The sequence below is a fragment of the Olivibacter sp. CPCC 100613 genome (genome assembly GCF_036959255.1).
Taxonomy (GTDB): Bacteria; Bacteroidota; Bacteroidia; order Sphingobacteriales; family Sphingobacteriaceae; genus Olivibacter.
The window spans coordinates 1,439,454-1,452,654 of the sequence record NZ_JAWMTI010000001.1 but is presented as its reverse complement, the minus strand read 5'-3'; the positions used below and the strand labels follow the sequence as shown (position 1 = coordinate 1,452,654).

Here is a 13,201-nt window from a genome sequence, read left to right as displayed (position 1 = left end):
GTAGCGGGTACGCTACTCAAAGTAATTCATGGTGTTAAAGCCTCCCTTTTTGAGGTATTCTTCTTTACGCATAAGATGTAAATCGGATTCCATCATGTCCGCTACCAGACTTTTCAGGTTATATTTGGGTTTCCATCCGAGTTTAGTCTGTGCTTTCGTTGCATCCCCAATGAGTAAATCAACTTCCGTTGGTCTGAAATAAGTAGGATCTACCTTAACCACTGTTTGTCCGAATTTGATGTTGTCAGGATCAATACCAAGTTCCATCAACCTCTTCTCGTCTGCATCAATAATAACACCTTTCTCTTGTTCGTCTTTTCCACTAAATTCGACCTCTATCCCTACATGGGCAAAGCTCATCCGTACAAAGTCCCGTACGGTGGTAGTTACACCAGTGGCGATTACATAATCTTCTGCCAGTTCTTGTTGCAGAATGAGCCATATCGCTTCAACATAATCCTTCGCATGTCCCCAGTCGCGCTGGGCGGAAAGATTCCCTAAATACAATCGATCTTGTAAACCGAGGGCAATCTTGGAAACCGCACGCGTGATTTTTCTGGTCACAAATGTCTCTCCTCGTATGGGGCTTTCATGATTAAACAAAATGCCATTGCAAGCATACATACTATAGGCTTCCCGGTAATTGACCGTAATCCAATAGGCATATAGTTTCGCTACAGCATAGGGTGATCGTGGATAGAAGGGAGTCGTTTCACTTTGCGGTACGGCCTGTACTAGTCCGTAGAGCTCAGAGGTAGATGCCTGATAAATCCGGCATTTCGATGTCATACCCAAAAGCCTTACCGCTTCCAATAAACGGAGCATACCTAAACCATCCGCATTGGCTGTATATTCGGGTGTGTCAAAACTGACTTTCACATGGCTCTGCGCCGCTAAATTGTAAATTTCATCGGGTTGTGTTTCTTGTACGAGACGAATGAGATTGGTAGAATCCGTCAAGTCGCCATAATGCAACGTGAACTTTGGATTCGCCTCATGTGGATCTTGATACAGATGATCAATCCGATCGGTATTGAAGAGCGAGCTTCGCCGCTTTACACCATGCACGCGGTAACCTTTTTTGAGTAAAAATTCCGCTAAATAGGCACCATCTTGTCCTGTAATTCCTGTAATTAATGCTGTTTTCATTTTTATAGCAATCAGCTGTCGGCCTTCGGCCATCAACCTTCTTTCTGTTAGTCTTTTAATCCTTCCTGTCAGCCACTTTTCACACGATCGAATAATTGATTTACGATCCCAACCGATCACCGGCTAGTCGTACTGGAGACGTATAAATACCTCCTAAAGTCATCACATTAGCTAATCATCAAATTGGCTAATTGACTACTTACCGATTCAGCTACTTCCCTGCCACAAGACGCAATAGATACTCTCCATAACCGCTTTTGACTAAAGGCTCGGCAACGGTCCTTAATTGATCGGCTTGAATAAACTTCATTCGATAAGCGACTTCTTCAATACATCCTATTTTCAGGCCTTGACGTTCTTCAATGACTTGCACAAATTGTCCGGCCTGCATTAAAGAAGGGATCGTGCCCGTGTCTAACCAAGCGGTTCCGCGACTGAAAACGCCTACTTTTAATCGGCCTTCTTCCAGGTACTTTTTATTAACGTCTGTTATCTCATACTCGCCTCTCGCGGAAGGTTTAATGTTCTTGGCAATCGATACCACGGAATTATCATAGAAATAAATACCGGGAACCGCATAATTTGATTTGGGGTCCTTGGGCTTTTCTTCGATCGACAGCACATTTTTATCCGCATCAAATTCCACAACGCCATAACGCTCCGGATCAGATACAGGATAAGCGAAAACCACGCCGCCTTCCGGGTTTACACTTTGTTGTAACAATTTGGACAAACCATCACCATAAAAAATATTGTCGCCTAAAATCAGCGCAACCTTATCATCTCCAATAAAGTCTTCCCCGATAACAAAAGCTTGTGCCAAACCATTGGGTTCCGCCTGTACCGCATAGGAAAATTTACAACCAATCTGTGATCCATCTCCTAAGAGCTTTTCAAAATTGGGTAAATCGTGTGGTGTAGATATAATTAAAATTTCATTTATACCCGCCAACATCAGGGTTGATAGGGGGTAGTAAATCATCGGTTTATCGTAAACGGGCATCAGTTGTTTACTGACCGCTAAAGTCAAGGGATGTAAACGCGTACCGGACCCTCCTGCTAAAATGATTCCTTTCATGAATATATTTTTCTTATTTAGATGATTGTTCTATTCTTTTTCCAAGTATTTCATCGTAAAAGTATTGATTTTTTGCCAGATCAACGAAAAGGTAAGCTATATTGGGTTGTTCGTATTAAAGGATAACCAACAACCCCTGCCTATCAGCAGGCACAACCAATAACAAATAACTAGTAACCAATAACCAAACTACTTAACTAATTCTAATTTCATCTTACTTATCTTGAAGCAAATATTGTATGTTCTTTTTATGTTCTTTATGCTTGACCATAAAGAACCAAACAGTCAAGGCTTATGTAGGGCTTCCTTGCAACTGATGGCATCCTCCAAAGCCGTTCTTTCCACGCACAGGCCTATATTTAGGGCTGCAGATAATACGTTCGGTTAAAAGTAAAAGCCCATCGTTCTGCCAAAATATCGCCTAGGAAATTTGCGGTTTGCACGTTGATGCACGACCACTTGTAGCAAAGTTCCAAGCGATGAGTTTATTCACTACTTAGTTATTTTCAAGGTGTTCATGGGCTCCCTACGGTCGGCTCTTTGACTACTTTCTTTGCGGACCTTGAAAAAGCTTGAGCGCCTTATAAAAAGATTTAATTAGCGAAAAAACCTCGAGCCTGCTAGCGAGAAGCTTGAATGCCAATGAAAATAAACTCGTTATGAAAAATAAAGTAGTTGGCGGTGTAGCTGCCATCAAGCGACAAAATAAACGTTCCTTTTTCGGAAATAAACAACCATAGCTCATCTTGCATATACAAGCAACTTTAATTATGTTTAACCTACAAATTTTAAAAATGATCAAGAACATTATCTTCGACTTCGGTGGCGTATTAGTGGATTGGAATCCAACACATCTTTATAAAAAGCTTTTTGAAAACGAAGCTGACATGGCTGACTTTTTGAATACGATCTGCACATCCGACTGGAATGAGCAACAAGACGAGGGAAGAACACTTCAAGAGGGTACGGAAGTCCTTGTTCAATCCTATCCAGAAAAAAAGGAACTGATTGAAGCCTATTATGGTCGTTGGGAAGAGATGCTGGCGGGCTCCATTACGGGCACAGTTGAACTCCTTGAAGCGTTGAAAAGATCCGGTAAATATAAATTGTTCGGGCTTACCAACTGGTCTGCAGAGACATTTCCTATTGCCCTTCGCCGATTCGATTTTTTTAGCTTCTTCGATGGCATTCTGGTTTCTGGTGCTGAAGGACTGAGAAAGCCGCATCAGGCTTTTTATCAATTACTGTTGGATCGATACCAGCTGTTGGCCAATGAATGCCTTTTTATCGATGACAATAAAAGAAATACGGATGCGGCTACCCAATTCGGCATCCATAGTATTGTTTTTGAAAATCCCCGTCAGTTAAAGAACGAACTAATTTATTTGCACGTTTTATAATTAGCCCCTTGCTTTACTGATCAGCCAAAAAATAATCGCAATGACGATGATGACTAAAAAGACCCCAACATAAACACCACCTTTAAATACGCCTGCAATAAAGTCACAACTGCTCATGCAGGTGAGCAGCATAATGATTGCGGGCCAAATAATATAGTTACTTCGATTCATAAATTCTTTTTTTATTACAACCATCCAATTCGCAAAAAAGTTTTGCGCCGGAAAATGCTTAAGTTTGTCAAATGGAGCAATATAGAAGAAAAGTTGCATTGCGAAATGCACGTTTTTATGCTTACCATGGCTATTATCCGGAAGAGCAGGTGATAGGCAATGAATTCTATTTGGACATCATTTGTTCTCTAAGCAATCCAACAATCAACTCAAACGACCTTTTGGCCGAGACGATTAATTATGAAGAGCTGTACCGCATCGCAAAAGAGGAAATGAGTCAACCCAAAAAGCTGTTAGAAACGGTTGTAGAAAGTATACTGAACACCGTCAAAATGTCCTTTCATGAAATAAATGAGATCGAGGTAAGCTTAAGAAAAAGCAACCCTCCCTTTGGTGGTGACACGGCAACTGCTGAAGTAAGTTTGTATTGGCGATCCAACATCGAATAGCTATTTTCAAAAAAAGTATAAACCGATAGAAAGCTGAATGTTAAGCACCTGAACTAAGGCTAAAAGCATGTTTAATAAAATTACACCGGATATATTACAGCTGTTTAAACAGCTAATAGAGGAGGATCGTTTAATGAGCGACCCAATTAGATTAGCTGATTATGCGCATGATGAAACGGAGGATCTTCGTTACACGCCCGATCTAGTTGCTTTCCCTGAAAAAGCAGAAGAGGTTGCGGCACTTCTTAAGGTCTGTCATGAGCATAATATTCCAGTTACACCCAGGGGAGCCGGAACGGGGCTATCTGGCGGCTCATTGGCTATCCATGGTGGCTTAATGATTGCCATGCAGCGTATGAACAAGATCATCACCATTGATGAAAAGAACTTACAGGCGATTGTTGAGCCTGGTGTAATTACGGAAGAGCTCATAAATGCCGCCGCTACCAAGGATCTGCTTTACCCCGTCGATCCGGCTAGTAAAGGATCTTGTTTTATCGGAGGAAACATTTCCCATGGCAGCGGTGGGCCTCGTGTTGTAAAGTATGGAACGATTCGCGAATATGTACTCAACTTACAGGTAGCGCTTCCTACCGGGGAGTTGATCTGGACAGGTGCCAATACCTTGAAATACGCTTCGGGATATAATCTTACCCAATTGTTTATAGGTTCGGAAGGTACCTTGGGGATTATCTGTAAGGCTGTTGTGAAATTAATTCCGAAACCGAAACAAAACCTATTGCTTTTTGCTTCTTTCGCGTCCAATGAAGAGGCTTGTGAGGCTGTGGGCGTTATTTTTAAGAGGGGGGTCGTTCCTTCTGCCGTCGAATTTATGGAACGAAAGGGGGTGGAATGGGTGAAGGCTTACGATGATATTCAGTTCCATCTTCTCCCTCAAATGGAGGCCTTCTTATTAATTGAGCTGGACGGAGATAGTCTAGACGAACTGATGCGGCAATGCGAGGAAGTGAATCAGGTATTAGAAGAAAAAAATTGCTTGGATGTTTTGCTGGCGGAGACCGCTAACCAGAAGGAAACCTTGTGGCGATTACGGCGTACCATGCCCTTATCGGTAAAAGCCAATTCCATCTATAAAGAAGAAGATACGGTGGTTCCGCGTGCAACGCTACCCGTCTTAATCAGCGGAATTAAAGAAATTGGTACACGCTATGGCTTTGAGTCTGTTTGCTATGGCCACGCCGGTGACGGTAACTTACATGTTAACATTATAAAAGGAAAAATGAGTGATTACGATTGGCACCACAAACTAAAAGAAGGAATCAAAGAGATATTTAAGTTAACCATTGAGTTGGGTGGAACGATATCCGGTGAACATGGCATTGGCTTAGTACAAAAGGAATATATGCCCTTGAAATATACTGCCCTACATCTGGAAATTATGCGGGGTATCAAGAAAGTGTTTGACCCCAAAGGCATCCTCAATCCGGGTAAGATATTTTAAGGGCAATCGGTATTCAGTTGTTCGCTTAAACCTACAGGAAAAGACCCACCAATGGGTAAATGCGACGGATAGCTTTTTTCCTTTTGAATTTTTAATTTTGAATTTTTCACACACATGAACAAAACGTTAATTTTAGCAACCATGTTGGTTGCAGGATCTGTTAAAGCACAACAACCACTTACACCCGAACTCTTGTGGAAATTGGGACGAGTTAGCGCTGAAACGGTAACACCCGATGGAGAATACGCCATTTACGGGGTAAGCTATTATAATCTGGAAGAAAATAATAGCGAGCGCAATCTTTACAAAGTTCCCTTACGTGGTGGTGAAGCGGTGCAATTAACGAAAAGCCAGGGAGGCGAAATGCTCGTACACTTGGAGAAAAATGGCGACATGCTCTATTTAAGCAAGGGCCAATTATGGCTTTTGGAATCGGGTAAACAAGAGCCCAAACAACTCACGAAGTTCGAAGGAGCTCTAAGCAATGTCAAAATTTCACCGGACGGACAGCATATATTGTTCTCGCAAGAGGTGGCTCTCCAAAAGGTACAAAGCGCAGATAAATACGATGATCTTCAGAAATCCGATGCTTATATTTTCAATTCCTTGAATAATCGACATTGGGACACGTGGTTCAATGGCAAATTTTCGCATGTTTTTTATGCTAGCTACCGTGACGGCATAATCGGAAAGCCCATTGATATTATGGAGAACGAGCCTTACTTTAGTCCGCAACAACCATTTGGTGGTGCGGAGGATATGGTTTGGAGCCCGGATAGTAAGCAGATCATTTATGTGTGCAAAAAGAAATTCGGAACGGAATACGCGCAGAGCACTAATACGGATCTTTATGCTTATGATCTTGCGACGAAGCAAACAAAAAACCTAAGTGAAGGAATGATGGGCTACGACGTGGCGCCTGCATTTAGTAAGGATACCCGGTACCTCGCCTGGTTAAGCATGAAGGAAGATGGTTACGAATCGGATAAAAATGACCTGATTGTCCGCGATCTGAAAAGTGCAGCAACCTATAACCTAACCAAGGATTGGGACGAGACGATCAGTAGTTTCATGTGGAGCGCAGACGGTTCTAAAATATGGTTTACGGCACCAACTGGAGGAACAATCCAACTCTTTGAAATAGCCCTTTCCAAAGATCTAAGCAAAGTGAGTGCAAAGCAGGTGAAACAATTAACCAAAGGTGATTATGATATCACATCGGTGAATGGTGAAAGTGGCGATCTACTGCTCCTAAGTCGTACCGATATGAATCATGCGGCTGAACTTTATACGTTTAGCCGCAAATCCGGTGAATTGAAACAATTAAGTCAAGTGAACAACGCACTAAATGCCTCGATTGCGCAAAGCGAGGTAAGAGGCCGCACAACGAAATCAACAGATGGAAAGGACCTCTTCTCTTGGGTAATTTATCCACCCGATTTTGATGCCGGTAAAAAATATCCCACATTACTGTATTGTCAAGGAGGGCCACAGGCGGCTTTATCACAATTCTACTCGTTCCGCTGGAATATGCAATTAATAGCAGCGCAAGGTTATATCGTTGTGGCACCCAATAGAAGAGGTATGCCCGGGCATGGTGTAGAATGGAATCGAGCTATTAGTGGCGATTGGGGTGGCCAAGCTATTCGGGATTATCTCAGCGCAATCGATGATGTAGCAAAAGAACCCTATGTAGATAAAGATCGATTGGGAGCCGTGGGGGCTAGTTATGGTGGTTATTCGATCTTTATGCTAGCGGGTGTACATGAAAATCGATTCAAAACATTCATTGCTCATGATGGTCTCTTCGATATGCGTAGCTGGTATGGAACCACCGAAGAACTTTTCTTTGCCAATAAGGAAATCGGTGGCAATTACTGGCAACTGCCGACACCGAAAGCGTATACAGAATTCAACCCGATAAACTATGCTGATAAGTGGAACACACCCATCTTGATTGTACAAGGAGGTAAAGATTTTCGCGTTGGCATTGAGCAAGGACTTGGTGCCTTTCAATTGGCACAGCTAAAGGGAATAAAAAGCAGATTGCTCTACTTTCCGGAGGAAAACCATTGGGTATTACAACCACAAAATGCCATTGTATGGCAACGGGAGTTCTTTACCTGGTTGAAGGAAACACTCTAACTTTGTTAGTCGTCGAGACGTTAAGTTGTTGAGTAGAAAAGTAGTTAACCGTCCTACTTAACTATTTTTCTACTTAACGTCTCAACTATTTAATGTCTAAAACAACTTAGCGGGATAAACCCCTTTTTCCACCAGTGTAGAAATGCATTTCTGAACAATAGGTTTATCTTCTTTATAGGTAACGCCGAACCATTCTTCAGCGGTAGGAATGACCTTAAATGACGCTTTACCTGACTGGATTAAACTATCGGCTACGAGCGGTATAAAGAATTCCGCTTTGGGATTGTGCTGATTTGCTTCTACGAAATCAACGAAAAGCTTTTTAGCTTCCGCAAAAACAGCTGGTGTAAAGCCCCAAAAATTCATGGATACACGCGTATCATTCGGAATTTCCGTTTCAACACCATTTTCTTCATAAAATACTTTCTTCTGTCCATCAACCGTTTTGAAATATACTTGGGTGCGCTCATTGATAGCGGTCATATTTCCCTCAGGGTTCACTGCGCATACTCCGCGTGATACGGTACCATGATCAGATAAGGTCTTGTCAACCTGATACCCCATCAAGGAAAAGGTGTCATCGGTCACTTCAGTGGTTAAAAACTTCGCCATTTTTTCAAAAGCTTCATAGCCGTAAAAATCATCGGCATTGATTACGCAAAAAGGTTCGTGTATCTGATTATGAGCCTCTAAAACAGCATGTGCCGTTCCCCAGGGTTTTGCTCTTTCTACATCTTTATCAATTCCATATTTCCGAAGATCAGTACCTTGGTAAACGTAATCCGTTTCAATTTTTCCCTTTAACTTGGGTTCAAAAATAGCTTTAAATGGTTCGGCAAATTCTTCACGAATAATGAAGCTTACTTTTCCGAATCCCGCCTTGATCGCATCATAAATTGAATAATCGATGATTGTTTCGCCATTCGGACCAAAGGCATCGATTTGTTTCATACTTCCGTAACGGCTAGCCATACCTGCTGCTAAAATCAATAAGGTGGGTTTCATTCTTTTCTTTAATTTATTATTAGTTAACGTTGTTATTTTATATTAATTCCTTCTTTTTTTACCGCCAATAAGGGAGGCTATAATGGCGGTTCCCAATTTGCTTAAAAACCGGACACCTTCACGCCCGAGCGTCCGCGATGCACTTTTAGCCATTGCCTCCATGGGGGTTTCCCTCGTGCTACTGCTTGTTGTCTTTTTCTGCGAAGGTTGCTCCGATTCTGTTACAGCTGCCTCCTTTTCATTTTCTTCTAGTATATCTGCGGCACTTCTTGAATTGACCGCATCTTTGTATTTAGCATAGATAGTGGATTCTTGCACAAGGACATCATAATTTGCTTTATCCAATGGCCCCATTACCGCTCTTGGTGGAATCAAATGGGTAGCAACAACCTCCGTGGGAATCCCTTTATCGTTTAAGACCGTAATCATTGCTTGCCCAGTTCCCAAACCGGTTAAGGCCTTATCTATTTCATAAAACTCGGAATGTGGATACGTTTTTGCAGTCTTACGCAATGCTTCTGCATCATTCGGTGTAAACGCACGTAAAGCATGTTGAACACGATTCCCTAATTGGCCCAATACGGTATCAGGTACATCGGTAGCTGCTTGCGTACAGAAAAACACGCCAATTCCTTTCGACCGTATCAGGCGAACAATTTGTTCTATTTTGCTTAAAAATGCTTTCGATGCGCCATTGAAAAGTAAATGTGCTTCATCGAAAAAGAAAATAAGCTTGGGTTTATCTACATCACCTACCTCAGGCATCTGCTCAAACAACTGGGAAAGGAGGCTTAACAAAAACGTAGAAAACAAAAGCGGTTGACTTTGGATATCTGAAATGTTCAGCAAACTGATAACGCCTTTACCGTCCACGCGTTCAAATAGATCGTTCAGTTCCAGGGCAGGTTCTCCAAAAATGTGGCCAAGCCCCTGTTGCTCCAACGCTACTATTTTACGCAAAATAGTAGTTGATGTAGCACTGCTGATTTTTCCGTAACTTTCCTTAATTTCCTGCGCCCCTTGCTCAGAAGTCAAGTAATTTAATAGCTTCTTTAGGTCCTCCAGATCCACTACAGGATATGACTTATCCGCCGCATACTTAAATAAAACGGAAAGAACACCGGTTTGGGTGTCATTTAATTCAAGTATGCGCGCCAAAAGAATCGGTCCGAAATCACTAATCTTGACACGCATAGGTGCGCCAAGTTCTCCTGAAAGTGAATAGAGTGCGATAGGAAAACCTGCCGGCACAAATGGCTTCCCGAGTGCTTGTCCCCGTTCTTCCAAGGCTGCATTGCTCTTTCCCGGTTCATGCAGGCCGGATAAATCCCCTTTGACGTCCAGCATAAAAACCGGCACGTTGGCATCCGACAATTGTTCGGCGATGAGCTGCAGTGTCCGTGTTTTTCCCGTACCCGTTGCGCCTGCTATCAGGCCATGTCGATTCATCATTTTTAACGCAAGGTTTACCTCCGCTTGCGCTACAATGTTTCCATCCAGTATCCCTGCACCTAGATAGATAAATTCACCCTTCGGTTGATAAGAAGCGGTTATTTTTGCGATAAACTGGTCGATATCAGCCATATTTAATAATTTAAGCCGATGCAAATTACGCAATTTTTATTGCTTACAAAATCGGCTACCTCCCTCATGCAATAATTATTCCGATTCTTCCTCAACTTCTTTTCTATTCTTGACGTATTTTTCAAGCCAAGAATCCATTTCCCAGAAGGTATGCATAACGGATTCTTTCGCCCGATAACCATGAAATTCCCTTGGAAGCAGTACTAAACGGACCGTACCCCCATGCCCTTTAATAGCGTTGTAAAGTCTTTCACTTTGTATTGGAAAGGTACCTGAATTTTCATCGTCCAAGCCGTGGGTCATTAACAAAGGTGTTTTTATTTTATCGGCATAACTAAAAGGCGACATTTGATAATAAACCTGCGGTGCTTCCCAGTAGGTCCGTGATTCATATTGAAAACCGAAAGGTGTCAACGTCCGGTTATAGGCACCGCTACGAGCAATTCCTGCGGCAAAAAGTTTTGTGTGAGCCAATAAGTTTGCCGTCATAAAGGCACCGTAAGAGTGCCCACCCACGGCTATTCTATTTCGATCGGCAATACCCATGGCAACAACATAATCAATAACTGCTTGGGCATTATCCTGAATTTGTTGGATAAAAGTGTCATTGGGTTCTTCGGCTCCCTCGCCTACGATCGGCATATCGGTTTGATCTAAAATGGCATAACCACGTGTTACCCAATAGACGGGCGACCGAAAGGCAAGTCTTGTAAAACGATAAGGCGAACCTTTTACTTGCCCTGCAGCTTCTAAACTTTTAAACTCTTTGGGATAGGCCCACATCAAAACCGGTAGCGGTCCTTGTTCTTTTGTATAGCCCTTGGGTAAATATAAGGTAGCCGTCAATTTAACACCATCTTTACGGGGATAGATTAATTGCTGCTTGCTAATGCCTTTGAGACTAGGATAAGGATCGGGAAAGGTCGTCAATGACATCCCATTGCCGTTTTTTAAATCAATCCGATAAATATTAGGTGCTTGCTCAACAGATTCGCGTGAAATATAGACAACGCCTTTATTATTAAAATACAGTGGCTCTTCGTAATAAGGTGCTTTCGATTTAAATAAGGTGTCTTTTCGATTACTTAATAATCCCCATTTCATTAAAAAGGGACGATCGCCTTCGGGGGAAGATCCAACACCAATGCTGAAAACGATGGGTTCGGTTTCCTTTTCGAACAAAAGAACCGGTTTGTCGTAGGGACCGTCAACGTGAACAAACTGACCCGGATCGGTATAACTGTCTTCCGAAGAACGTTCAGCAATAACTTTTAGGATTTTCCCGGTTTCCGGTTGGATCAGGGTCATCTTTTCTTTTCGATCTTTCCGCCACACTTCCCTTAACAAGGCATATTGCTTATTCGCCCATTCGATTTTTTGATAGCGTAAGTTGGTAGAAGCCAGTTTAACCGCTTCTTTAGTAAAGGGTGCTTTCAACGCAAAAATCACATCACGAATTGCTTGCTCTTTGTTAGGATCACCTCCGTCTTGTGCTTCTACCCAGTATAAGGTAGCTGGCGCATCGGCCCGCCATTTATATTCCCGTGCTCCACTGATAACAGCATCAAAGCCCGTGGGAAGATTTTCTGCTAAAGGTGATGTCGCCAACTTTTTTACCTCTTTGCCCCAGGCACTGTAAATAATATTTTCAAAAGGAAAGGATTCAATAGGAACCAAATAAGAGTAGGGACGTATTATTTTTTGAGCGAACAGGTATTTGCCGTTGGGTGAATAACTTAGATCTTGATAAATGCCTGGTGCTAATATTTTCTCCACTTCACCGTTTAAGCGTACGGTGGCAGGTTGAGAAGTTAGGAAATAGTCCATAAGCGACGCATCATAAGGATTCTTCAGTAGATTCTGATAGGTTCTTGATGGTGCAGCCTGACCGATATTCTCCTGGATAATCGGTCCGCTGGGAACCAGGCTCTCCTGCGGCTGTGCTCCACGAGCGTCAACAAGTAGTTGTACTAATAATTGGTTACCATCCGGCGTCCACTGCAAAGTTCGCCCATAAGCATCATTTAGGTATTTATCGCATATTTTTTTTGCTTGCAATTTTTCTACATCTGCCAGCCACAATTCAACACCTTCTTTTGTAGCGTTCGTAAAAGCAATATATTGCTCATTCGGACTCCAGGTTATATTAGCAATTTTCGCCGACTTCGGCAAGCCTTCTACCAGCTTTTCATTGGTTGAATTTACCTCTTGAATAGCCATCGAAGTATAGGTAGTCGATACCGCTGAAGCGTTATTCAACGGGTTGATCCGTAAACCAGCTAGCCCAAGAATGGGTTGTGAGACGTCTTCAATGGAAGGATAGCCAGGTACACGCAGTAACAAAAGCTTTGTACCACTCTTGTTAAACTGAACAACCGGTGTATTGGGTGCATTCAACAGTTCTTGTATACTAGGAGGTGGGCTTTGATAGCCCTTTTCTTCCTGAGCTTGCACATGAATAACGGCGGTAAAGAGTAAAAAGTGAAGTAATGTTTTTTTCATATATATTCTTTTAATAGAAAGACCGTCTTTTGCGAGGTCAATAACGTTAGGTGGCTAAAAATAGCTGCAATATGCCAATAATTGATCGAAATACCTAACATCGAATATAAAAAACTGAGCTTTGTCTTGACGCAAATATTTTAAGTTCTTTTTATGTTCTTTATGCTTCACCATAAAGAACCAAACAGTCAAGGCTCCATGTACTTTCGCTAAAGATTTAGGCCCAAAGCTCAATCCTGCGGAGCCGCTTCCGCAC

10 protein-coding genes are annotated in these 13,201 nt (G+C 42.3%); 4 read left to right on the top strand and 6 right to left on the bottom strand.

The features are described from left to right. Nucleotides 1–12: 12 nt before the first annotated feature. Together gmd and rfbA are read right to left on the bottom strand one after the other, a co-directional pair. Complete coding sequence (gmd, locus tag RYH73_RS05925; protein WP_335312476.1) at nucleotides 13–1,149, bottom strand: GDP-mannose 4,6-dehydratase; 1,137 nt, start codon at nucleotides 1,147–1,149, stop codon at nucleotides 13–15. A 211-nt stretch (nucleotides 1,150–1,360) separates the two neighbouring features. Beyond that, a complete protein-coding gene (rfbA, locus tag RYH73_RS05920) occupies nucleotides 1,361–2,227 on the bottom strand; it encodes a glucose-1-phosphate thymidylyltransferase RfbA (protein ID WP_335312475.1) in 867 nt (288 codons plus the stop codon). Nucleotides 2,228–3,021: 794 nt separating this feature from the next. On the opposite strand from rfbA, the gene RYH73_RS05915 reads away from it, so the two are divergent. Then, nucleotides 3,022–3,627 (top strand): HAD family hydrolase, encoded by a 606-nt coding sequence (locus tag RYH73_RS05915; protein ID WP_335312474.1) that lies wholly within the window; start codon nucleotides 3,022–3,024, stop codon nucleotides 3,625–3,627. Here RYH73_RS05915 and RYH73_RS05910 read toward each other — a convergent pair whose 3' ends face one another. After that, nucleotides 3,628–3,798: a hypothetical protein gene (locus RYH73_RS05910; RefSeq protein ID WP_335312473.1), complete on the bottom strand. Its 171-nt coding sequence runs from the start codon at nucleotides 3,796–3,798 to the stop codon at nucleotides 3,628–3,630. It abuts the gene before it with no gap. A gap of 71 nt (nucleotides 3,799–3,869) precedes the next feature. On the opposite strand from RYH73_RS05910, the gene folB reads away from it, so the two are divergent. The 3 genes from folB (at nucleotide 3,870) to RYH73_RS05895 (ending at nucleotide 7,854) form a co-directional block, all read left to right on the top strand. Further along, nucleotides 3,870–4,247, top strand: a complete 378-nt coding sequence (gene folB, locus RYH73_RS05905; protein ID WP_335312472.1) for a dihydroneopterin aldolase — start codon at nucleotides 3,870–3,872, stop codon at nucleotides 4,245–4,247. A 67-nt stretch (nucleotides 4,248–4,314) separates the two neighbouring features. After that, the gene (locus RYH73_RS05900; protein WP_335312471.1) at nucleotides 4,315–5,709 is read left to right on the top strand and encodes an FAD-binding oxidoreductase; all 1,395 of its coding nucleotides are present in this window, start codon (nucleotides 4,315–4,317) and stop codon (nucleotides 5,707–5,709) included. A gap of 114 nt (nucleotides 5,710–5,823) precedes the next feature. Further along, nucleotides 5,824–7,854 (top strand): S9 family peptidase, encoded by a 2,031-nt coding sequence (locus tag RYH73_RS05895; RefSeq protein WP_335312470.1) that lies wholly within the window; start codon nucleotides 5,824–5,826, stop codon nucleotides 7,852–7,854. A 96-nt stretch (nucleotides 7,855–7,950) separates the two neighbouring features. Here RYH73_RS05895 and RYH73_RS05890 read toward each other — a convergent pair whose 3' ends face one another. The 3 genes from RYH73_RS05890 to RYH73_RS05880 form a co-directional block, all read right to left on the bottom strand. Then, the gene (locus RYH73_RS05890) at nucleotides 7,951–8,859 is read right to left on the bottom strand and encodes a nucleotidyltransferase family protein (RefSeq protein WP_335312469.1); all 909 of its coding nucleotides are present in this window, start codon (nucleotides 8,857–8,859) and stop codon (nucleotides 7,951–7,953) included. 42 nt (nucleotides 8,860–8,901) lie between these two features. Beyond that, complete coding sequence (locus RYH73_RS05885) at nucleotides 8,902–10,443, bottom strand: helicase HerA-like domain-containing protein (protein ID WP_335312468.1); 1,542 nt, start codon at nucleotides 10,441–10,443, stop codon at nucleotides 8,902–8,904. Nucleotides 10,444–10,518: 75 nt separating this feature from the next. After that, entirely contained in the window at nucleotides 10,519–12,945 is a 2,427-nt protein-coding gene (locus tag RYH73_RS05880; protein ID WP_335312467.1) for an alpha/beta hydrolase family protein, read from the bottom strand. Nucleotides 12,946–13,201 lie beyond the last annotated feature (256 nt).